The organism is Pseudomonas sp. D2002, assembly GCF_013385735.1.
GTDB lineage: Bacteria > Pseudomonadota > Gammaproteobacteria > Pseudomonadales > Pseudomonadaceae > Aquipseudomonas.
Genome location: NZ_JACAPL010000023.1, coordinates 14,981 through 35,831 on the forward strand (window position 1 = coordinate 14,981; position 20,851 = coordinate 35,831).

At 61.7% G+C, this 20,851-nt stretch carries 19 protein-coding genes; 11 read left to right on the forward strand and 8 right to left on the reverse strand.

Annotated elements, in window-relative coordinates:
• Positions 1 to 18: 18 nt before the first annotated feature.
• Positions 19 to 402, reverse strand: a complete 384-nt coding sequence (locus tag HX783_RS27545) for a YbaN family protein (RefSeq protein ID WP_159958668.1) — start codon at positions 400 to 402, stop codon at positions 19 to 21.
• A 20-nt stretch (positions 403 to 422) separates the two neighbouring features.
• Entirely contained in the window at positions 423 to 1,010 is a 588-nt protein-coding gene (locus HX783_RS27550) for a YecA family protein (RefSeq protein WP_106576431.1), read from the reverse strand.
• 275 nt (positions 1,011 to 1,285) lie between these two features.
• On the opposite strand from HX783_RS27550, the gene recQ reads away from it, so the two are divergent.
• Positions 1,286 to 3,415 carry a DNA helicase RecQ gene (gene recQ, locus HX783_RS27555; RefSeq protein ID WP_159958666.1) on the forward strand — a complete coding sequence of 710 codons (2,130 nt, stop codon included), beginning with the start codon at positions 1,286 to 1,288 and terminating at the stop codon, positions 3,413 to 3,415.
• Between the two features lie 121 nt (positions 3,416 to 3,536).
• Positions 3,537 to 3,971 (forward strand): MarR family transcriptional regulator, encoded by a 435-nt coding sequence (locus tag HX783_RS27560; protein ID WP_177018980.1) that lies wholly within the window; start codon positions 3,537 to 3,539, stop codon positions 3,969 to 3,971.
• Between the two features lie 134 nt (positions 3,972 to 4,105).
• On the opposite strand, the gene HX783_RS27565 is transcribed toward HX783_RS27560, so the two are convergent.
• Complete coding sequence (locus HX783_RS27565) at positions 4,106 to 6,295, reverse strand: patatin-like phospholipase family protein (RefSeq protein WP_177019103.1); 2,190 nt, start codon at positions 6,293 to 6,295, stop codon at positions 4,106 to 4,108.
• A gap of 84 nt (positions 6,296 to 6,379) precedes the next feature.
• On the opposite strand from HX783_RS27565, the gene HX783_RS27570 reads away from it, so the two are divergent.
• A complete protein-coding gene (locus HX783_RS27570; RefSeq protein WP_177018981.1) occupies positions 6,380 to 6,667 on the forward strand; it encodes a SelT/SelW/SelH family protein in 288 nt (95 codons plus the stop codon).
• Between the two features lie 3 nt (positions 6,668 to 6,670).
• Here the strand turns inward: HX783_RS27570 and HX783_RS27575 are convergent, their stop codons facing one another.
• Entirely contained in the window at positions 6,671 to 7,555 is an 885-nt protein-coding gene (locus tag HX783_RS27575; protein WP_177018982.1) for a DMT family transporter, read from the reverse strand.
• 94 nt (positions 7,556 to 7,649) lie between these two features.
• The gene (locus tag HX783_RS27580) at positions 7,650 to 8,399 is read right to left on the reverse strand and encodes an AraC family transcriptional regulator (RefSeq protein ID WP_177018983.1); all 750 of its coding nucleotides are present in this window, start codon (positions 8,397 to 8,399) and stop codon (positions 7,650 to 7,652) included.
• A 138-nt stretch (positions 8,400 to 8,537) separates the two neighbouring features.
• Between HX783_RS27580 and HX783_RS27585 the strand changes: the two genes are divergently transcribed.
• Positions 8,538 to 9,347, forward strand: a complete 810-nt coding sequence (locus HX783_RS27585) for a UDP-2,3-diacylglucosamine diphosphatase (RefSeq protein WP_159958658.1) — start codon at positions 8,538 to 8,540, stop codon at positions 9,345 to 9,347.
• Positions 9,348 to 9,472: 125 nt separating this feature from the next.
• On the opposite strand, the gene HX783_RS27590 is transcribed toward HX783_RS27585, so the two are convergent.
• The 3 genes from HX783_RS27590 to phhA form a co-directional block, all read right to left on the reverse strand.
• Positions 9,473 to 10,666 (reverse strand): amino acid aminotransferase, encoded by a 1,194-nt coding sequence (locus HX783_RS27590; protein ID WP_177018984.1) that lies wholly within the window; start codon positions 10,664 to 10,666, stop codon positions 9,473 to 9,475.
• The gene (locus HX783_RS27595) at positions 10,666 to 11,022 is read right to left on the reverse strand and encodes a 4a-hydroxytetrahydrobiopterin dehydratase (protein ID WP_105523117.1); all 357 of its coding nucleotides are present in this window, start codon (positions 11,020 to 11,022) and stop codon (positions 10,666 to 10,668) included. Before HX783_RS27595 ends, HX783_RS27590 begins: the two co-directional genes overlap by 1 nt.
• 98 nt (positions 11,023 to 11,120) lie before the next feature.
• Positions 11,121 to 11,912, reverse strand: coding sequence for a phenylalanine 4-monooxygenase (phhA, locus tag HX783_RS27600; protein ID WP_177018985.1), 792 nt, complete (start codon positions 11,910 to 11,912; stop codon positions 11,121 to 11,123).
• A 258-nt stretch (positions 11,913 to 12,170) separates the two neighbouring features.
• Here phhA and HX783_RS27605 point away from each other — a divergent pair, with 258 nt between their 5' ends.
• The 7 genes from HX783_RS27605 to flgK all read left to right on the forward strand — a co-directional run bounded on the left by HX783_RS27605 (position 12,171) and on the right by flgK (position 20,848).
• A complete protein-coding gene (locus tag HX783_RS27605) occupies positions 12,171 to 13,733 on the forward strand; it encodes a sigma-54-dependent transcriptional regulator (protein ID WP_159958652.1) in 1,563 nt (520 codons plus the stop codon).
• A gap of 332 nt (positions 13,734 to 14,065) precedes the next feature.
• The gene (locus tag HX783_RS27610) at positions 14,066 to 14,806 is read left to right on the forward strand and encodes a flagellar basal body rod protein FlgF (RefSeq protein ID WP_159958650.1); all 741 of its coding nucleotides are present in this window, start codon (positions 14,066 to 14,068) and stop codon (positions 14,804 to 14,806) included.
• Positions 14,807 to 14,877: 71 nt separating this feature from the next.
• Positions 14,878 to 15,663, forward strand: coding sequence for a flagellar basal-body rod protein FlgG (gene flgG / locus HX783_RS27615; protein WP_005790105.1), 786 nt, complete (start codon positions 14,878 to 14,880; stop codon positions 15,661 to 15,663).
• Between the two features lie 53 nt (positions 15,664 to 15,716).
• The gene (gene flgH / locus HX783_RS27620) at positions 15,717 to 16,412 is read left to right on the forward strand and encodes a flagellar basal body L-ring protein FlgH (protein ID WP_003214607.1); all 696 of its coding nucleotides are present in this window, start codon (positions 15,717 to 15,719) and stop codon (positions 16,410 to 16,412) included.
• 27 nt (positions 16,413 to 16,439) lie between these two features.
• The gene (locus HX783_RS27625; protein ID WP_162530309.1) at positions 16,440 to 17,528 is read left to right on the forward strand and encodes a flagellar basal body P-ring protein FlgI; all 1,089 of its coding nucleotides are present in this window, start codon (positions 16,440 to 16,442) and stop codon (positions 17,526 to 17,528) included.
• Between the two features lie 4 nt (positions 17,529 to 17,532).
• Complete coding sequence (gene flgJ, locus HX783_RS27630; protein WP_159958644.1) at positions 17,533 to 18,801, forward strand: flagellar assembly peptidoglycan hydrolase FlgJ; 1,269 nt, start codon at positions 17,533 to 17,535, stop codon at positions 18,799 to 18,801.
• A gap of 10 nt (positions 18,802 to 18,811) precedes the next feature.
• Complete coding sequence (flgK, locus tag HX783_RS27635; protein WP_177018986.1) at positions 18,812 to 20,848, forward strand: flagellar hook-associated protein FlgK; 2,037 nt, start codon at positions 18,812 to 18,814, stop codon at positions 20,846 to 20,848.
• Positions 20,849 to 20,851: the final 3 nt, after the last annotated feature.

Here is a 20,851-nt window from a genome sequence, read left to right on the forward strand (position 1 = left end):
ACAAGCCAGCGGCCACGATTATCGCGGCGGCAGGGTCTTCTGGCGCAGGATATAAATCGTCACGAGCACCGCACTGGTCAGCATAAACCCGCGCGCCCATGGCAGCGGCACCAGGTAGCAGGAGACGCCAATGCTCAGCCACATCAGGCCGATGGCATAGACCTTGCCCTTGAGCGGGATGCCATTGCCATCCAGGTAATCTTTGATCCACGGGCCCAGGCGCGGGTGTTCCACCAGCCAGTGGTAGAAACGCGGGGAGCTTCGAGCGAAGCAGGCGGCGGCGAGTAGCAGAAAGGGGGTGGTGGGCAGCACCGGCAGGAAGATGCCGATTACTCCCAGCGCCACGCTCAGCCAGCCGATGGCCAGCAGTGCGTAACGCAGGAGCGGCGAGCGAGTGCCCATGGGTGTCACGGGCAAACGACTCAGTGGTGACGTGGCTTGAGGATCGCCGGTTTTTCGTCAGGCGCGTTGCACAGCAGGTACAGCGCGGTCAGGGCTTCCGGAATCTGTACGATCATGTCGTCCATCAGGTTGGCGTCGGAGGCGATGTCGGAGAACTCCGGCTGGTCGTCGAACAGGCCCGAACCGACCATGATCGGCAGCAGCATTTCGCTGACTTCTTCCTCGGCGGTTTCAAACCAGGCGGCTTCGCGCAGGAACACGCCTTCCATGAAACCGATGCACCAGCCGCGCAGGTCGGAGTCATCCGGGTCTTCACCCAGGTCCAGCTCGCATGGCAGCTCGAATTCCTCATCGGAAGCCAATTGGCGACCGATATGGGCCTTGAGGGCCAGCAGGGTGGATTCGATTTCTTCGCGCTGGGCGGCATCAGCGTAATGCGGCTCTTCGGCAAACAAGGCGTCGATCCACTCACGGTCCGGCACGATGTCGGACGAGATCGACAGGGCGGTCAGGTAGCCGTGGGCGGCCACGTAGTCCAGCGCCTCGTCATGCAGCTCATCGGCGTCGAGGAAGGCTTGCAGGCGGGTTAGTTGCTCAGCGAAGGACATTACGGGATACCTTGGGAATAAACGATGCGCAATTCTAGGCTTTCTTGAGCGCCCCGGCCAGCTGCAAGGCATATTTGCCGGGTTTTAGATAGCGGTCGCTATTCGTCAGTGGCGCCCTTTGCGGGCCGACGCTCGGGTATACTGCCGCGTTTTGTGATGCCCCTGCAGGCCAAGCGCCAACCCGCGAAAACTTCGCTTACGGATTATTTCCCGTGAAGCCCGGGTTTTTCGGCCAGCCTGTACAGAGGGATTTCGGCACCATTTTGGAGTTTTACATGCTCGAGCAGGCTCAACGCGTCCTCAAGGACATCTTCGGCTACGACAGCTTTCGTGGCCGCCAGGGTGCGATCATTGAGCGCGTGGCCAGTGGCGGTGATGCCCTGGTATTGATGCCTACCGGCGGCGGCAAGTCGTTGTGCTTCCAGGTGCCGGCGCTGTTGCGTAATGGCTTGGCCGTGGTGGTGTCGCCGCTGATCGCGTTGATGGACGATCAGGTCGCCACCCTCGAAGAACTCGGCGTCGCCGCCGCGTCGTTGAACTCCACCCTCAGCGCCGAGCAGCAGCGCGACCTGGCCGCGCGAATCAAGCGCGGCGAAGTCAAGATGCTCTACCTGGCGCCTGAGCGCCTGGTGCAGCCGCGCATGCTGGCATTTCTGCAGAGCCTGGAAATTGCCCTGTTTGCCATCGACGAAGCCCACTGCGTATCGCAATGGGGCCACGATTTCCGTCGCGAATATTTGCAACTGGGCCAGTTGGCGGAATTATTTCCCGACGTCCCGCGTATCGCCCTGACGGCCACCGCCGACAAACGCACCCGCGAAGAAATCGTCGAGCGCCTGCATTTGCAGAACGCCGAGCGTTTTCTGTCGAGCTTCGACCGGCCGAATATTTTCTACCGCATCGTGCCCAAGGAGCAGCCACGCAAGCAGTTGCTGGCGTTTCTGTCCGAGCGGCGCAGTGATGCAGGCATCGTCTATTGCCTGTCACGCAAGAAGGTCGACGAAGTGGCCGCGTTCCTCTGCGAGCAAGGTTACCCGGCGCTGCCGTACCACGCGGGCCTGCCCAATGAAACGCGCTCTGCGCACCAGAAACGCTTCCTTAACGAGGAAGGCCTGATCATGGTGGCGACCATCGCGTTCGGCATGGGCATCGACAAATCCAACGTGCGTTTCGTTGCGCACATGGACCTGCCCAAGTCCCTTGAGGCGTACTACCAGGAAACCGGTCGCGCCGGCCGTGATGGCCTGCCGGCGGATGCCTGGATGGTCTACGGCCTGCAAGACGTGGTGATGCTCAAGCAGATGCTGCAGAACTCCGAAGGCGACGAGCGCCACAAGCGCCTGGAGCAACATAAGCTCGACGCCATGCTGTCGCTGTGTGAAGAGACCCGCTGCCGCCGTCAAACCCTGCTGGCGTATTTCGACGAAGACATGCCCGAGCCGTGCGGCCACTGCGACAACTGCGTCGACGGTGTGCAGACCTGGGACGCCACCGAGCCGGCGCGCCAGGCGTTGTCGACCATCTACCGCACGGGGCAGCGCTACGGCGTCGGCCACCTGGTGGATGTATTGCTGGGCAAGGACAACGAAAAAGTGCGCAGCTTCGGCCACGAAAAACTCTCGGTCTATGGCGTCGGCAAGGCCCGCGCCGAGGGTGAGTGGCGCTCGCTGTTCCGGCAGATGGTGGCACGCAACCTTGTGGATATTGACATTGAAGGCTATGGCGGCCTGCGCTTGAACGACAGTTGCCGGCCATTGCTCAAGGGCGAAGTGAGCCTGGAGCTGCGCCGCGACCTCAAGCCGCAAACCACCGCCAAAAGCAGCAGCACCAGCCCGGCCAGCCAGTTGGTACGTGGCGAAGAGCGCGAACAGTGGGAAGCCTTGCGCACCCTGCGGCGCAAGTTGGCGCAGGAGCACAGCGTGCCGCCTTACGTCATCTTCCCCGACTCCACGTTGCTGGAGATGCTGCGCGAACAACCCACCACCCTGGCCGAAATGGGCCGGGTCAGCGGTGTGGGCGCACGCAAGCTGGAGCGTTATGGGCAGGCCTTCCTCGAAGTGCTTGGCGGCCAGGCCGAAGCGCCGAAGGAAGTCGCCGATATTCGCCACGAACTGATCAGCCTGGCGCGTGCCGGCATGACCCCGATGCAGATTGCCGGCCAGCTGCAATGTTCGGAAAAAAACGTCTACACCTTGCTGGCTGAATCCATCGGCAAGCAGCAGCTGTCGTTGGAGCAGGCCCTTGATTTGCCGGAAGATCTGCTCGGTGAAATCCAGGACGCCTTCCTCGACGGAGAAGGCGAACTGCCACCGGTTACGGAGATCGCGCCGCTGTTTACCGGTCGTGTTCCAGAGGGTGTTTTGTACTGCGTGCGGGCCGCGTTGCAGTCTGAATTCGAAATTTAGTGTGCCAATTGCGCCAATGTAACGAATCAGTACATAGCGACGCTTGCCTCCTGGCATGGCGCATGCTTAGCTGACTAATAATTAGCCACACTTTATTTTCAGTCTAAACCATGAGTTTTTTATGCCTTTAACCGATCAACACCGCTTTGGCATGCAGTTGGCGCAAATGTCCCGAGGTTGGCGCGCCGAGCTGGACCGCCGTTTGGCGGGGCTGGGTTTGTCCCAGGCGCGTTGGCTGGTGCTGCTGCACCTGGCCCGTTTCACCGAGGCGCCGACCCAGCGTGAGCTGGCACAAAGTGTCGGGGTAGAAGGGCCGACCCTGGCGCGCCTGCTCGACAGCCTCGAAAGCCAGGGCCTGGTGCAACGCCAGGCCGTGCTCGAAGACCGCCGCGCCAAGCGCATTTTGCTCTGCGACACCGCCCGCCCTTTGATCGAACAAATTGAAACCATCGCCACGGCGTTGCGCCATGAACTGTTTGTGGGCGTGGACGAAGAGGATTTGCGCGTGTGCATGCGGGTGCATGGGCACATTCTGGCGAATCTGGAAAAGTCCTGATCCTAGGCACGACACAAATTAAAAAATGTGGGAGCGGGCTTGCTCGCGAATGCGGTGGATCAGTCAACTTATACATCAACTGACACCCCGCATTCGCGAGCAAGCCCGCTCCCACATTCGATTTGTGTAGGGCTCTAGAACGTCTGGCCCAGGTTCAGATACACCGCCTGCTGATTATCATCATTGAACCCATAGCTGAAATTCAGCGGCCCCAGCGGCGTATCAAAGCCCAGGAACACACTCGCGGCATTGATGTAGCCACTGTCGAACTGATTGTCGTTGTTCCATGCCCGGCCGCGTTCCACGGAGGCCCCGAGGTACAGCGGGAAATCCAGCGGCAGGTATGAGCGCGGCGTCAGGCGGCGGTAGTACACCGCACGCATCAACGCGATGTTCTGCCCCGATATCGCATCTTCGCGAAAGCCCGACAATTGCCGCGCCCCGCCGAGCAGGAAGCTGGAGATCACCACGTCGGATTTATCCAGGGTGCGCCCGTAGCGACCGCCCAGTATGAGTGTGTCCGGGCCATGGCTCATGGCCTTGTCCAGCTTGAACTCCCACTGCCGGTAGCGCTGGTCCGAGCCCAGGCCGGGTTCGAACTCGCGGAAGGCCAGGCCGATGTCTTCGCCGGTATGCGGGAAGTACACGTTATCCAGGGAGTCGAACGAGTACTTCAGCTCATAGAACCCTTCGTTGAAACTCACGCTCGGCAGGTCGCGGTCACCGATGCGCACGTCCGCCTTGCCCCAGGCCTCGCCGACGCCGAAGCGGATTTCGCCGCTGTTGCCGATCTGGCGGCCGACGTTCAGGCCGAAGCCGTAACGCTCCAGGCGGTATTCGGAGATAGGGTCGTTGTCCAGAATCAGTTCAACGTTCTGCGCCTGAGCACTGATATAGGGCGCAACGAAGTAGCGTGAGCCGACATCCAGTGGCTGGTAGAACTCGCTGTACAGCTCTTGGCGGTCGCCAATCTGCACGCGCGTCAGCCATTCGGCGCCGAGGCGATTGATGCCATTCATGCGGTAGCTGGCGCCGAGGTTGAAGGCGCTGTCGCCGCGCATGTCATCCGACAGGTTCAGGCCCAGGCGCAAATAGTCGGTGCCGCTGCGTTTGCCGCGTGCGCTGATCACCAGGGTGTTGTCCTGGCCCTTTTTCACCACGCGGTATTGCACCTGCTCGAAGTAATCCAGGCCGTACAGGGTGCCCATGTCGGTTTGCAGGCGGCCCAGGTTCAGCGGCTCGCCCAGGTTCTGGCGGATGTAGTAGCGGATCACGTCATCGCTGACTTTCGAGTCGTTCTCCACCTTGATCGCGGTGATCACCGGGGTGCGTTCGCCCGGCGTGCGCGCTGCTACCAGTTGTGGATCTATTGGCTCGGCGGGGCGCAGATGGGCCAAGCGCACATTGAGGGCGCGGGTGGCGCGGTAGCCGGCGTCGATCATGTCCTTGGCGCGGCCGAAGTCCGTGACACCGTAGGCCGCCAGCGGCGGTTGGATCAGCACATCCTTGGGGTGCAGGGCCTTGAGCTGTTCCTCGGAGTTGCGCCGGGTCATCAGCGTGATCGACTGGTTGAGCACATCCACCACAGTAGCCAGCTGTTTGCGCGAACGCAGTGGGGTGCCGATGTCGACCACGATGGCGATGTCGACCCCCATTTCGCGCGCCACATCCAGCGGGATGTTGTCGGTCATGCCGCCGTCCACCAGCAGCCGGCCGTCGATTTCCACCGGGGCGAACACCGCCGGGATCGACATGCTGGCGCGGATCACCTGGGGCAAGTGGCCTTTGGCGAACACCACTTTTTCGCCCGTGGTGATGTCGGTGGCCACCGCGCGGAAGGGAATCGGCAGCTTGTCGAAATTACGCGTGTTGCTGCTATGGGCGAACATGCTCTCCAGCAGCAGGGCCAGGTTCTGTCCCTGGATCACCCCCAGCGGCAGGCCGAGGCTGCCATCGTCGCGAAAGCTGAGCTTCTGCTTGACCAGGAAATCGCGGTCATCCTGCTTGCGTCGAAACGGCACGTCTTCGCGGGGTGGCGCGTCGGACAGCGCCTGTTGCCAGTCAATACTCAGCGCGAGCTTTTCCAGCTCATCGATCTTGTAGCCCGAGGCGTACAGCCCGCCAATCACGGCGCCCATGCTGGTGCCGGCGATGGCATCGATTTGAATGCCTTGCTCCTCCAAGGCTTTGAGCACACCAATATGCGCCAGGCCACGGGCAGCGCCGCCGGACAGCACCAGGCCGATTTTCGGGCGTGGGCTTTCGACGGCGTTGGCGAGCAGGGGGAGCAGGCACAGAAACAGGCAGGACAGCAGGCGGCGCATCATGAATCTCGAGGCTGGGCGATAAAGGCCGGTATTATAGCCACTCGATCCGCCGAGCTCGTTATGCCAGGAACCTCTCAAATTATGTCTGCAACCAAACCCGAGATCGTCATCACCTATTGCACTCAATGTCAGTGGCTGCTGCGCGCCGCCTGGCTGGCCCAGGAACTGTTGAGTACGTTTGCCGATGATTTGGCGCGTGTGGCCCTGGAACCGGCCACCGGCGGCGCGTTTCGCATTACTTGCGACGGTGTGCAAATCTGGGAGCGCAAGGCCGATGGCGGCTTCCCGGAGGCCAAGGTGCTTAAACAGCGCGTGCGCGACCAGATCGACCCGCAACGGGATCTGGGCCACAACGACCGCAAAGCCTGAACATCAGGCCGCCGCCGCAGGTGCCTTGGCTTGGCTGGTGCTGCCCATCAGCCCGGACAGCACGATCGCGACAATGATCAGCGCGCCGCCCAGCAGCATGCGCAATGTCGGGGTTTCGGCAAACAGCAGCCAGGCAGCGGTAATGCCGTAGACCGGCTCCATGGCGAACACCACCGAGGCGGTGCGCGCCTTGATCACCGCGAGGCTGGCGACAAACAGGCTGTGGGCCAGGCCGGTACAGAACACCCCGAGCAGCCCGATCCACAACCAGTCGATTGCGCGCACATCCGCCAGCCCCGGTGCCGCCACCGGCAGCAGGCAGGCCGCGACCACCACGTTCTGGCACAGCGCCGCTTGTACCGCCGGGATGCGCCCGGAGCTGGCGCGGTTGTTCAGCGACAGCAGCGAGAACAGCAGGCCCGAGGCGATGCCCCACAGCAGGCCGCCTGTGGCGGCGCTGGCGAGGTTGAAGTCTGGCGTCACCAGAATCAAACCGACGCTGACCAGCACCACCAACAGCACTTCATTGGCGCGAATGCGCTCGCGGAAGATCAGCCCTTCAAGGATCACGGTAAACGCCGGGAACGCGGTGAACCCGAGCGTGGCGACCGCAACCCCTGCGGTTTTGACGGCAATAAAGAAGGTCACCCAATGCGCCGCCAGCAGCACGCCGCTGACCAGCAGGCGGCGCCAGTCGCGCATTTCGAGTTTTTTCCAGGCGGTGTTGCTGGCGAATCGCGCAAAGACGGCGAGGGCGACCACGGCAAAGGCTGCGCGGCCGAACACGATAATGGCCGGCGAGGCAGCCGCCAGCTTGCCGAATACGCCGGTGAGGCCAAACATCAATGCGCCGATATGCAGGGCGCCGAGGGCTGAGCGGGGAGTCATTGCGATCCTTGAACCAACGGGGGTGACAGCATCGCAGTCTAGAGGGTTGGACGCGTGGGCGTCTGTCGCGCGGCTCGCGTTTTTTATCGCCAGACTATGATGAGCGTCGCAGGGCGCTTGGGGAGGCGCCAAACTCGCGCAACATGGCGGCGGCAAACGCACTTTGCGAGCTGTAGCCGACGCGCTCAGCGATCTCGCCGATGGGCAGCGGCGTTTCGCGCAACATGGCCAGGGCCATGTGCAGGCGACGGCTGCGGATGTAGTCCATCGGCGTCTGCCCGCACTCGGCGATAAAGCGCGCATGCAAGCGCGCCACCGACAGGTCGGCGATGCGCGCCAGGTCTGCGACCTGCAAGGGGTGCTTAACGTGGCGTTCGATATGCGCATTGAACGCCGCATACGGCAGGCGTTTTCCCGGCGCCGGTTGGGCCAGCGGGTGATTGAGGCTGGCCAGCAACAGCACCGCACCTTGCTGCACGATCAGCGGGTCATCCACCGGGCTGTGCGCGAGCCATTGCACCAGCTGGCTTTGGCGCGAATCCAGGGTCAGGTGTGCCGATTGGTCGAGTAGGCGGCGGCTGGCATCGGCATGCTCGCCCAGCGATTGCACCACCCAATGGTCGGTGGGCACATCCAGCACCAGGCAGCGGCTGCCATCGCGACTGCCGCAGGCATGGTGGGCGCAGAAGGGCAGCACCATCACGCTGCTTTCGTGCACCTGGCTGCCACGGCCATCGACTTCCAGGTCCAAATGCCCCGACAGGCCAAACACCAGCTGTGCGTGGTCATGGCTGTGGGCGAGGGGCTCTTCGAGGTAGTGGCGCAGCGTGAGGGTCGGTCTCATCGCGGTCTCCTGGTGGCGCAAGGCAGCAGTCTACAACGCTTCATGGGCGCCAGGCGCTGTCATTAGACTGACGCAAAGTTGTCATGGGCTATTAACCGCCAGGGCGCAAGCTCGCGAAAACACCGTTGAGGGAAGCCCATGACCCGTGCCGAGTTTGCCAAACCCAGCCGTAAACAACGGGTTCGCACCCTGTGGATTTCCGACGTGCACTTGGGCACGCGGGATTGCCAGGCCGAACACTTGTCGCAGTTCCTCAAGGGCTACCATGCCGACAAGGTGTACCTGGTCGGCGACATTATCGACGGTTGGAAAATGCGCGGCGGCATGTATTGGCCCCAGGCGCATACCAACGTGATTCGCCGCCTGCTGACCATGGCCAAGCGCGGCACCGAGGTGATCTACGTCACCGGCAACCACGACGAGTTTCTACGGCGCTATTCCAAGCTGATCCTGGGCAATATCCAGCTGGTGGACGAAGCCGTGCACGTCACCGCCGATGGCCGCCATTTGCTGGTGATTCACGGCGACCAGTTTGATGTGATCACCCGTTACCACCGTTGGCTGGCGTTTCTTGGCGACTCGGCCTACGAGTTCACCCTCACGCTGAACCGCTGGCTCAATCACTGGCGTGCGCGCTATGGCTACGGCTACTGGTCGTTGTCGGCGTACCTGAAGCACAAGGTGAAGACGGCGGTGAGCTTTATCAGCGATTTCGAAGAGGCCATCGCCCACGAAGTGACCAAGCGCGAATTGCATGGCGTGGTCTGCGGGCATATTCACCACGCAGAAATTCGCAAAGTGGGCGAGGTGGATTACCTCAACTGCGGGGATTGGGTGGAGTCGTGCACGGCGTTGATCGAGCACTGGGATGGGCATATCGAGTTGTATCGGTTGGCGGACGCGCAGGCGAAAGAGGCACAGCTGAAAGCCGAGATGGTTGCCAGCTAAAGGCCTTACTCAGTTCAAATGTGGGAGCTGGCTTGCCTGCGATAGCGGTAGTTCAGTCAGCCTATTAAGTGACTGATACACCGCTATCGCAGGCAAGCCAGCTCCCACAGTTTGCTTCGGTTTCTTCAGTTGCAGACGTCGGCGATGGCTTGGGCCAGCAGGGTCAGGCGCGTCGCGTCAAACCCGGCAACGTTGGCCCGGCCCGAACTGACCATATACACGCTGTGCTTCTCGCGCAGTTGCTTGACCTGTTCGGCACTCAAGCCGGTATAGGAAAACATCCCGCGCTGCGCACCGATATGCGCAAAGCGTTCAGCCAGCCCGTGGGGCGCCAGTGCCTCCACCAAGCCTGCGCGCAGCTGTGCAATCCGCGAGCGCATGGCTTCGACTTCGTCGCTCCATACCTGCTTGAGCTCGGCATCGCCGAGGATGGTTGCCACCACGGCTGCGCCATGATCCGGCGGTGTCGACCACAAATTACGCGCCGTATTGGCCAACTGGCTGCGTACATCCGTGAGCTTCTCGGCATCCGCTGCGCACACGATCAACGCGCCGACACGGTCGCTGTACAGGCCGAAGTTCTTCGAGCAGGAACTGGTGATCAGCACTTCCGGCAGCTCGGCGGCAAACAACCGTACCGCCCAGGCGTCCTGTTCCAGGCCGTCGCCAAAGCCCTGGTAGGCGAAGTCGATCAGCGGCAGCAACTGGCGCTCGCGCACGATCTGCAGCACCTGGCGCCAGTCATCCTGGGCCAGGTCAAAACCGGTCGGGTTGTGGCAGCAGGCGTGCAGCAGCACCACGTCGCCCTTGGGCACGGTGGCGAGTGTCGCCAGCATCGCGGCCACGTCCAGGCGGTTATCAGCCCCCACGTACGGGTAATGGCTGACTTTGAGCCCGGCCTTGGCGAAGAGGGTTTCGTGGATCGGCCAGGTCGGGTTGCTCAGCCACACGCCACGGCCGGGCAAGTGTTGAGCAATAAAGTCGGCACTCAAGCGCAGTGCGCCGGTGCCGCCCGGGGTTTGGGTCGCGCCGGCACGTCGTTCGCGAATCAGCGCTGAACCGCTGCCCAGCACCAGCTCGCTGATCAACGCACCGAATGCCGCATTGCCGTGGCCGCCGATGTAGGTCTTGGTGGGCTGGGTATCGACCAGGCGCTGTTCGGCCAGCTTCACTGCGTGGGGAATCGGCGTCAGGCCCTGGTCGTCCTTATAGACGCCCACGCCGAGGTCGAATTTGTTGGGGTTGGTGTCCTGGGCGTACAGGTCCATCAGCCCGAGGATCGGGTCGCCGGGCACGCGGCCAATGGCATCGAAATGCATTACTTGCGGCCCTCGGCGTCCTTGGCCACGTCGTCGGTGCGCGCGGCCATGATGAAGTCGTTGCGGTGCAGACCTTTGATCGAGTGGCTCCACCAGGTCACGGTAACTTTGCCCCACTCGGTGAGCAGGCCTGGGTGATGGCCTTCGGCTTCGGAGATTTCACCCATGGCGTTGGTAAAGGCCAGGGCGAATTTGAAGTTCTTGAACAGGAAAACCTTTTCCAGCTGCATCACGCCGTCGCGTACTTCGATGTTCCAGTCGGGAATCTGCTTGATCAGTACCGGCAACTCTTCGTCGCTGACTTGTGGGGCATCGGCGCGGCAGGCTTCGCAGTGGGCTTGGTTCAAGGTGGTCATGTGGGTGTCCTGAATTCGAATGATTGAAGATCAGTGGGCGTTACCCTAAAGCAACGCGCGGCCAGGGAACAGACTCACCTGGCCTCAAAACGTAAGGCTCAAGCAGCCTTGGGCTTGGGAGGGAATTTCGGCGCGTGCAGACCCAGCTGCATACCGCGCTCGACCATGCCCATGATGTCTTCCTGCGCCACGTCGAACAGGCGCTTAAGCTCAGGCAGGACGAAGTACAGCGGCTGCAGGATGTCGATACGATACGGCGTGCGCATGGCTTCGAGCGGGTCGAAGGCCTGGTGCTCGGGCTCGTCCGACAGGCAGTACACACTCTCCTTGGGTGACGACAAAATGCCGCCACCGTAGATGCGCCGACCCTGCGGGGTATCCACCAAACCGAATTCGATGGTCATCCAGTACAGGCGCGCCAGGTACACCCGTTGCTCCTTGGTGGCCGCGAGGCCGAGCTTGCCGTAGGTGTGGGTGAATTCGGCAAACCAAGGGTTGGTCAGCAGTGGGCAGTGGCCGAAGATCTCGTGGAAAATATCTGGCTCTTGCAGGTAGTCCAATTCTTCACGGGTGCGAATAAAGGTCGCCACCGGAAATTGTTTGCTGGCGAGCAATTCGAAGAAGGTCTGGAAAGGAATGAGTGCGGGGACGCGGGCGACTTGCCAGCCGGTGGTCTCGGCCAGCACTTTGTTGATTTCGCCCAGTTGCGGAATGCGATCCAGCGGCAGGCCGAGCTTGTCGATGCCGTCCAGGTATTCCTGACACGCGCGACCTTCGATCACTTTCAGCTGACGGGTGATCAGGGTGTTCCACACCGCGTGTTCTTCCGGCGGGTAGTGGATAAAACCTTGCGCATCGGGCTCACGCGCCACGTATTGCGTCTGCTTCATACGGCTCTCCTGCTAGGCATTCGTTCTTGTTATGTCCTGCGATGAGCCTATTGATAACGCGCAAGGCGGGTGGATTCCATCCAGCTGATGGCCAGGGCTGTAGGAAAATTTACCGATTATCGTAAAGTTTTCGTTACGATCGGCCTGCCTGTCGTTGTATTGGGCTGTGAAAAGCTCACGCGCTGTCACATAATCTTGACGACTATCTGCGCCCAGCGGCAAAAAGCCGCGGCGCCTTCCCACCTTTCGAGCCTTTTCATGCGTATCAAAGTGCATTGCCAGAACCGCATCGGCATCCTGCGGGACATTCTCAACCTGCTGGTGGAGTACGGCGTCAACGTCGCCAAGGGCGAGGTCGGCGGCGAACATGGCAACGCCATTTACCTGTTTTGCCCGAACCTGGTGAACATGCAGTTCCAGGCGCTGCGCCCGCAATTCGAAGCGATTGCCGGGGTGTTTGGCGTCAAGCGGGTAGGGCTGATGCCCAGCGAGCGTCGGCACATGGAACTCAATGCGCTGCTTGGCGCCCTGGAGTTCCCAGTGCTGTCCATCGACATGGGCGGCTCCATCGTCGCCGCCAACCGTGCGGCTGCGCAGTTGCTCGGCGTGCGCGTGGACGAGGTGCCAGGCATTCCGCTGTCACGCTATGCCGAGGATTTCGACTTGCCGGAGTTGGTGCGCGCGAGCAAGTCGCGGATCAACGGACTGCGGGTCAAGGTCAAGGGCGACGTATTCCTGGCGGACATCGCGCCGCTGCAATCCTCCGAGCATGACGACAGCGAGGCCATGGCCGGCGCGGTGTTGACCCTGCACCGCGCCGACCGTGTGGGTGAGCGTATCTACAATGTGCGCAAGCAGGAGCTGCGCGGCTTTGACAGCATTTTCCAGAGTTCCAAGGTGATGGCGGCGGTGGTGCGTGAAGCGCGGCGCATGGCGCCGCTGGATGCGCCGCTATTAATAGAAGGCGAAACCGGCACCGGCAAAGAGCTGCTGGCGCGCGCCTGCCACCTGGCCAGCCCGCGTGGGCAGTCGCCGTTGATGGCGCTTAACTGCGCGGGCCTGCCGGAGTCGATGGCCGAGACCGAGCTGTTCGGCTATGGCCCCGGCGCCTTTGAAGGGGCGCGGGCCGAAGGCAAGTTGGGGCTGCTGGAGCTGACGGCGGGCGGTACGTTGTTTCTTGATGGCGTGGGCGAAATGAGCGCGCGCCTGCAGGTGAAGTTGCTGCGCTTTTTGCAGGACGGCTGCTTTCGCCGGGTGGGCAGTGATGAAGAGGTCTATTTGGATGTACGGGTTATCTGTGCGACCCAAGTGGATTTGTCGGAGCTTTGTGCGCGCGGGGAGTTTCGCCAAGACCTTTATCACCGCTTGAATGTGCTGTCGCTGCATATCCCGCCGTTGCGCGAATGCCTGGATGGCTTGGCGCCGTTGGTCGAGCACTTCCTTGACCAGGCCAGCCGGCAAATCGGCTGCCCGCTGCCCAAGCTCGCGCCGGCGGCGATGGATCGGCTCAGCCACTATCACTGGCCGGGCAATGTGCGCCAGTTGGAAAACGTGCTGTTTCAGGCGGTGTCGTTGTGCGAGGGCGGCACGGTCAAGGCTGAGCATATTCGCTTGCCGGATTATGGGGTGCGTCAGCCGCTTGGCGATTTTTCCCTGGAGGGCGGGCTGGAGGAGATCGTCGGGCGGTTTGAAAAGGCAGTGCTGGAGGCTTTATATGCCGAGCATTCCAGCAGCCGGCAGCTCGGCAAGCGCCTTGGCGTTTCCCATACCACCATCGCCAACAAGCTGCGCGATTACGAAATTCTCAAGGCTGATAAATAACCCGGCGGGCTAAGCACTGTTAAAAACTGTGGGAGCGGGCTTGCTCGCGAATGCGGTGTATCAGTCTGCACATGTATTGACGGACACACCGCATTCGCGAGCAAGCCCGCTCCCACATTTGATCTTTTGTCGTTGATGAGGTCTGTGCTTGCCGTAAGCGGCAGTAGTCCGCCGTTTTTTCGACTCTCGTCCAGCCTCATCATCTCCGCGCCTCCCCGCAAACCCCCGCTCCGCCTGGACTTTTCCTTGTTTTAAAAAGTTGGTTCGCAAATTGCTTAAGCCTCATCAGTACAGCGGTGGGCGGCAAGCGTCCGTCAGAAAGAGGATAGAGCGTGGATAAGTACCTTTACGTGGCGATGACCGGCGCCAGCCAGAATGCACTGGCGCAGAAGGCCCATGCCAACAATCTGGCGAACATCTCCACCAACGGCTTTCAGCGTGACCTGGAGCAGGCGCGTTCAATGCCGGTGTTCGGTGACAGCTTTCCGGCGCGGGCGTTTGCCATGACCGAGCGGCCGGCCACTGACTTCTCGCCGGGCGCCATGATCGAGACCGGTCGTGACCTGGATGTGGCGGTCAACGGCAATGGCTGGATCGCCGTGCAAACCCCGGATGGCAGCGAAGCCTATGTGCGCAGCGCCAGCATGAACGTCGATGCGCTGGGCGTATTGCGCGCCGGCAACGGCATGCCGGTGATGGGCAACGGTGGCCCGATTGCCGTGCCGCCCCAGCAGAAAATCGAAGTGGGCTCGGACGGCACCATCAGTATCCGCGCCATGGGCGAAGGCCCGCGAGTGATGGCGGAAGTGGACCGCATCAAGATGGTCCAGCCCGACCTCAAGAACATGAATAAAGGCCTCGACGGCACCATCCACACCAAGGATGGCCAACCGGCGCAGGCGGATGCGAACGTCACGCTGACCTCGGGTTTCCTGCAGGCGAGCAACGTCAACGCGGTGGAAGAAATGACTGCGGTGCTCTCGCTTTCCAAGCAGTTCGAGCTGCACATCAAGATGATGAACAGCGCTAAAGAAGACGACCAGGCCATGACTCGCGTTCTGTCGATGAGCTGATCGCGGCCTCACTGAACGAACACTAATTTTGCAGCGCGGCGCCAACAAACAGGCGCACGAAGGAGAACAGCATGCTTCCGGCTCTATGGGTTGCCAAAACAGGTTTGTCCGCCCAGGACACCAACCTGACCACCATTTCCAACAACTTGGCAAACGTGTCGACCACGGGCTTCAAACGTGACCGCGCCGAGTTCCAGGACTTGCTCTATCAGATCAAGAAGCAGCCGGGCGCCCAATCGACCCAGGACAGCGAATTGCCGTCGGGCCTGCAACTGGGTACCGGTGTGCAGATTGTTGGCACCCAGAAGAACTTCAGCGCCGGTAACCTGCAGCAAACCGGTCAGCCGTTGGACATGGCCATCAACGGCCGTGGCTTCTTCCAGATCCTGCAACCGGATGGCACTACTTCCTACACCCGTGACGGTACTTTCCACCTCGACTCCAATGGCCAGATCGTCACCGCCAACGGTTTCGCCCTGGAGCCGGCTGTCGTGGTGCCTGCGGACGCCAAAACCTTCACCGTCGGCAACGACGGCACCGTGTCGATCACCGTGGCCGGCAACCCGGCCTCGCAAGTGATCGGCAACCTGCAAACCGCCGACTTCATCAACCCGGCCGGTCTGCAGGCCATGGGGAACAACCTGTTCCTGGAAACCGCTTCCAGCGGCGCGCCGCAAATCGGCACGCCTGGCCTGAACGGTTTCGGCACCACCCTGCAAAGCACCCTGGAAACCTCCAACGTGAGCACGGTTGAGGAGATGGTCAACATGATCACCACCCAACGCGCCTACGAGATGAACTCCAAGGTGATTTCCACCGCCGACCAGATGCTTTCGTTCGTAACGCAGAATCTGTAATCAAGTCTATGGGGCGCCATTGACGGCGCCTGCAACACCGTGAGGTAAGGGTCATGAATCGCTATGTTTCTGTTCTGGCATTGAGTGGGATCGCCGTGCTCGCGGGCTGTGTCGCCCCGACGCCGAAGCCCAATGACCCGTACTACGCGCCGGTGTTGCCGCGCACGCCGTTGCCGGCGGCGGCCAACAATGGCTCGATCTACCAGGCCGGTTTCGAACAGAACCTGTACAGCGACCGCAAGGCGTTCCGCGTGGGTGACATCATCACCATCACCCTGAACGAGAAAACCCAGGCGAGCAAAAACGCCAACTCGCAGATCGGCAAGACCAGCAAGACCAGCATCGGCCTGACCTCGCTGTTCGGCGGCGTGCCTAACACCAACAACCCGCTGGGCAGTGGCGACCTGAGCCTGGACGCCGGCTACAGCGGCGACCGTGCCACCAACGGCAAGAGCGCGGCAGGGCAGGGCAACAGCCTGACCGGTTCGATCACCGTGACCGTGGCCGATGTGTTGCCCAACGGCATCATCGCCGTACGCGGTGAAAAGTGGATGACCCTCAACACCGGCGACGAGCTGGTGCGGATTGCGGGCATGGTCCGCGCCGATGATATTTCCACTGACAACACCGTGCCGTCGACACGGATTGCCGATGCGCGCATTACCTACTCGGGTACGGGTTCGTTTGCTGATGCGAGTCAGCCGGGCTGGTTCGACCGTTTCTTCCTTAGCCCGCTGTTCCCTTTCTAGGTGGCCACTTTGAAACTCAAACAGCTGATGGCTGCCGCGTTATTGCTGGCCTTGAGCGCAGGGGCGCACGCCGAGCGGTTGAAAGACATCGCGAGTATTTCCGGCGTGCGCTCCAACCAATTGATCGGTTACGGTCTGGTGGTGGGGCTCAACGGTACGGGTGACCAGACCACCCAGACGCCGTTCACCCTGCAGACCTTCAACAACATGCTCTCGCAGTTCGGCATCAAGGTGCCGGCGGGCTCGGGCAACGTGCAGCTGAAAAACGTCGCGGCCGTATCGATCAGTGCCGACTTGCCGGCGTTCTCCAAGCCGGGCCAGGTGGTGGACATCACCGTGTCTTCCATCGGTAACTCGAAAAGCCTGCGCGGCGGCACCTTGCTGATGACGCCGCTCAAAGGTATCGACGGCAACGTCTACGCCATCGCCCAGGGCAACCTGGTGGTGGGCGGCTTCGACGCCGAGGGCCGTGACGGTTCGAAAATCACCGTCAACGTGCCATCGGCCGGTCGCATTCCGGGCGGCGCCACGGTTGAACGCACCGTGCCGAGCGGTTTCAACCAGGGCAACAGCCTGACCTTGAACCTCAACCGTTCGGACTTCACCACCGCCAAGCGCGTGGTCGACAAGATCAACGACATGCTCGGCCCTGGCGTCGCCCAGGCCATCGACGGCGGTTCGATCCGCGTCACTGCGCCGTTGGACCCAAGCCAGCGCGTCGACTACCTGTCGATCCTGGAAAACCTTGAGGTCGACCCAGGCCAGGCGGTGGCCAAAGTCATCATCAATTCGCGTACCGGCACCATCGTGATCGGCCAGAACGTCAAGGTGTCGCCGGCAGCGGTGACCCACGGCAGCCTGACCGTGACCATCACCGAAGACCCGATCGTCAGCCAGCCGGGGCCGTTGTCCAATGGCCAGACAGCCGTGGTGCCGCGTTCGCGTGTGAATGCTCAGCAAGAAGCCAAGCCGATGTTCAAGTTCGGCCCCGGCACCACGCTGGATGAGATTGTCCGCGCGGTGAACCAGGTGGGCGCAGCCCCTGGCGACTTGATGGCGATCCTCGAAGCTCTGAAACAGGCCGGCGCCTTGCAAGCCGACCTGATTGTGATCTGAGGCCATGGCCATGGATATGCGCAAGAGCGGGATCAGCAGCACGGCGGACTCGGGGTCTTACTCCGACCTCAACCGGCTTAACCAGCTCAAGGTCGGTGCCGACAAGAACAGCGAAGGCAACATGCGCAAGGTGGCGCAGGAGTTCGAGTCGCTGTTTTTGAGCGAAATGCTCAAGTCCATGCGCTCGGCCACCGAGGCGCTGGGCAAGGACAACCCGATGAACACCCCGGCTGCCAAGCAGTACCAGGAAATGTACGACCAGCAGCTGGCGGTGTCGATGTCCCGCGAAGGCGGCGGTATCGGCTTGGCCGACGTGCTGATGCGCCAGATGCAGAAGAACAAACCGGTGGACGCCCAGGCGGCCACCTTGCAAGGCCCGGAAGCCGCGCAGGCGCCAGCGAAGAAAGTTGATGTGCCGACGGAAATCGCCGCCGGCACGAAAGCCGAAGGCCCGTTGGGCCGCTCCAATGGCCAGCGCCCGCTGTGGGCTTATCGCGTGGCCGTGCCGGAAGGCGCAAGCGCACACGCCAACGATATGGAGCTGATGAACCAGCGCCGTATCGCCCTGCCGAGCAAGCTGACCGACCGCCTGTTGGCCGGCATCGTGCCGAGCACCGATGCAACGACTGTCGCCCAAAGCGCGCCGCTGCGTAACAGCGCCGCCGCCGACAACGTGATCAACAGCACGGCGCGCAGCTTTGCCGTGCCGAGCGGGCGCATGCAGGTCTACGGCCGCGCCATCGCCCAGCCACCGCTGGCGCCGGCGAAAAAAGCCTTCAGCTCGCAGGATGAATTCGTCGCCACCATGCTGCCGATGGCCAAGGCGGCCGCCGCGCGCATTGGCGTGGATCCGAAGTACCTGGTGGCCCAGGCCGCGCTGGAAACCGGTTGGGGTAAATCGGTGATGCGCGCCGAAGACGGCAGCAGCAGCCACAACCTGTTCGGCATCAAGGCCGGGCAGAGTTGGCAGGGCGGCCAGGCGCGTGCAATCACCAGCGAGTTTCGTGATGGGGCGATGGTCAAGGAAACGGCGCAGTTCCGTTCCTATAACTCCTACCAGGACAGCTTCCACGACCTCGTGACATTGCTGCAAAGCAATGATCGCTATAAAGAAGTTGTGAAATCAGCCGACAACCCGGAACAGTTTGTACGCGAGTTGCAAAAAGCCGGATATGCAACCGACCCGGACTACGCCAGCAAGATTTCGCAGATCGCCAAAACGATGAACAGTTACCAGAACTACGCTGCCGCGGGCGCATCCACTCATTTATAAGGTCTGAATCATGAGTTTGCTCAATATCGGGATGTCGGGGCTCAACGCCGCTCAAGGATCGCTGTCGGTCCTGAGTAACAACATTGCCAACGTCAACACCCCGGGATACTCGCGTCAGCAGACCACCCAGAACGCCAGCGCCAACAACCAGTATGGCGGCGTGTACATCGGCAGCGGCACGACCCTGGCGGATGTGCGCCGCATTTATAACGACTTTTTGGGCGCCGCCTACCAGAGCAGCACCTCGCTCAACAGCGACGCCACCGCCTACGCGGGCCAGGCCGCAGCCATCGACAAGACCATGTCGGACAAGTCCACCGGCATGTCGGCGGTGCTCAGTGCGTTTTTCGCCTCGCTGCAAACGGCGGCGGCGACCCCAAGTGATGTGTCCGCGCGGCAATTGCTGGTGACCAGCGCCCAGACCCTGAGCAACCGCTTCAACGCGATTTCCACCCAGTTGACCCAGCAGAAAGAGACCATCAACGGCCAGCTGAAGACCATGAGCGATCAGGTCAACACGATCACCGCGTCGATTGCCTCGCTGAACAGTCAGATTGCGCAGGCCCAGGGCTCGTCGAACAGCGCGCCGAACAACCTGCTGGATGCGCGTAATGAAGCCGTGCGTTCGCTCAACGAATTGATTGGCGTGACCGCGACCGAGAAGAACGGCCAGCTCAGCATCACCACCGGCACCGGCCAGTCGCTGGTCGAGGGCAGTATCTCCAACAAGATTTCGGCCGTACCCAGCAGCACCGACAACAGCCAGTACACCATCCAGCTCAAAATGGGCGACACATCGATGGACATCGGCTCGGTGGTGACCGGCGGCAGCATTGGCGGCCTGTTGCGTTACCGCAGTGACGTGCTGATGCCGGCCATCAACGACTTGGGTCGCATCGCCATTGCCACCGCCGACAGCGTCAACAGCCAGTTGGGCCAGGGCCTGGACCTGAATGGCGATTTCGGTTCCTCGCTGTTCAGCGACATCAACAGCGCCGCGGCGATTGCCCAGCGCAGCCAGGCGGCGGCGGGTAACAGCGCAGGTTCAGGCAACTTGAATGTGACGATTGCCGACAGCAGCAAGCTGTCGACCTTCGACTACAAGGTCACCTTCACCAGCGGCAACCAGTACAACGTGGTGCGTTCCGATGGCAAGGCCATGGGTTCGTTCGACACCACCACCACGCCACCGCCGGTGATTGATGGTTTCACCCTGGCGTTGAATACCGGCGGCACAGTGGCTGCCGGTGACAGCTTTAAAGTCAGCCCGACGGCCACGGGTGCCAGCAACATCGGTGTCGACCTGAAAGACCCGAACAAAATCGCGTTTGCCGGGCCATTGGCCGGCAATGCCAGCAAGACCAACACCGGCACCGGCACGTTCACGCCACCGGTGTTGACCGTGCCTATCGATATCAATGGCGGCGCGGCTACCGCGCAGCTGCGCACCGGGATCGAGAACTCGATGCCGGTGAAGATGGTGTTCGGCGACCCGGCAGCGGACGGCACCCAGCCTTACTCGCTCACCGACGCCCAGGGCAACCCCATCGGTAACGGCAGCATCATTCCGGGCCAGGGCAACAAGATCACCATCAACGTGCCGATGCGCGATGCGAGCGGTACGTTGATCCCCGGCAAAAGCTTCAGCTTTGATACCACCGTGGCCGGTTCGCCGGTTAAAAACGACAGCACCACGTTTTCGTTCAACAGCGGCGCGGCGTCCGATGGCCGCAACGCCCAGCAGTTGCTGGGCTTGCAAACCAAGGCGACGGTGGGTGCGGTGGACGGCAATGCGGGCGTGAGCCTGGTCAGCGCCAATAGCCGATTGGTCTCCCAGGTCGGCTCCAAGGCCGCCCAGGCCAATACCGACAGCACCGCCACCGGCGCCTTGCTGGCGGCGAACAAGGCGGCGAGCAACTCCGTGTCCCAGGTCAACCTGGACGAGGAGGCGGGCGACATGATCAAGTTCCAGCAGTACTACACGGCGTCGTCGCAGATCATCAAGGCCGCGCAAGAAACCTTCAGCACATTGATTAACGCCCTTTAAAGG

Excerpts from the sequence above, each read along its gene's own strand:
- HX783_RS27565 (WP_177019103.1), bottom strand. The coding sequence starts at position 6,295 with ATGCGCCGCCTGCTGTCCTGCCTGTTTCTGTGCCTGCTCCCCCTGCTC.
- flgK (WP_177018986.1), top strand. The coding sequence starts at position 18,812 with ATGAGTTTGCTCAATATCGGGATGTCGGGGCTCAACGCCGCTCAAGGA.
- recQ (WP_159958666.1), top strand. The coding sequence starts at position 1,286 with ATGCTCGAGCAGGCTCAACGCGTCCTCAAGGACATCTTCGGCTACGAC.
- flgG (WP_005790105.1), top strand. The coding sequence starts at position 14,878 with ATGCTTCCGGCTCTATGGGTTGCCAAAACAGGTTTGTCCGCCCAGGAC.
- HX783_RS27605 (WP_159958652.1), top strand. The coding sequence starts at position 12,171 with ATGCGTATCAAAGTGCATTGCCAGAACCGCATCGGCATCCTGCGGGAC.
- HX783_RS27625 (WP_162530309.1), top strand. The coding sequence starts at position 16,440 with ATGGCTGCCGCGTTATTGCTGGCCTTGAGCGCAGGGGCGCACGCCGAG.
- HX783_RS27580 (WP_177018983.1), bottom strand. The coding sequence starts at position 8,399 with ATGAGACCGACCCTCACGCTGCGCCACTACCTCGAAGAGCCCCTCGCC.
- HX783_RS27570 (WP_177018981.1), top strand. The coding sequence starts at position 6,380 with ATGTCTGCAACCAAACCCGAGATCGTCATCACCTATTGCACTCAATGT.
- HX783_RS27575 (WP_177018982.1), bottom strand. The coding sequence starts at position 7,555 with ATGACTCCCCGCTCAGCCCTCGGCGCCCTGCATATCGGCGCATTGATG.
- HX783_RS27550 (WP_106576431.1), bottom strand. The coding sequence starts at position 1,010 with ATGTCCTTCGCTGAGCAACTAACCCGCCTGCAAGCCTTCCTCGACGCC.
- HX783_RS27595 (WP_105523117.1), bottom strand. The coding sequence starts at position 11,022 with ATGACCACCTTGAACCAAGCCCACTGCGAAGCCTGCCGCGCCGATGCC.
- phhA (WP_177018985.1), bottom strand. The coding sequence starts at position 11,912 with ATGAAGCAGACGCAATACGTGGCGCGTGAGCCCGATGCGCAAGGTTTT.
- HX783_RS27590 (WP_177018984.1), bottom strand. The coding sequence starts at position 10,666 with ATGCATTTCGATGCCATTGGCCGCGTGCCCGGCGACCCGATCCTCGGG.
- HX783_RS27585 (WP_159958658.1), top strand. The coding sequence starts at position 8,538 with ATGACCCGTGCCGAGTTTGCCAAACCCAGCCGTAAACAACGGGTTCGC.
- flgH (WP_003214607.1), top strand. The coding sequence starts at position 15,717 with ATGAATCGCTATGTTTCTGTTCTGGCATTGAGTGGGATCGCCGTGCTC.
- HX783_RS27545 (WP_159958668.1), bottom strand. The coding sequence starts at position 402 with ATGGGCACTCGCTCGCCGCTCCTGCGTTACGCACTGCTGGCCATCGGC.
- flgJ (WP_159958644.1), top strand. The coding sequence starts at position 17,533 with ATGGCCATGGATATGCGCAAGAGCGGGATCAGCAGCACGGCGGACTCG.
- HX783_RS27560 (WP_177018980.1), top strand. The coding sequence starts at position 3,537 with ATGCCTTTAACCGATCAACACCGCTTTGGCATGCAGTTGGCGCAAATG.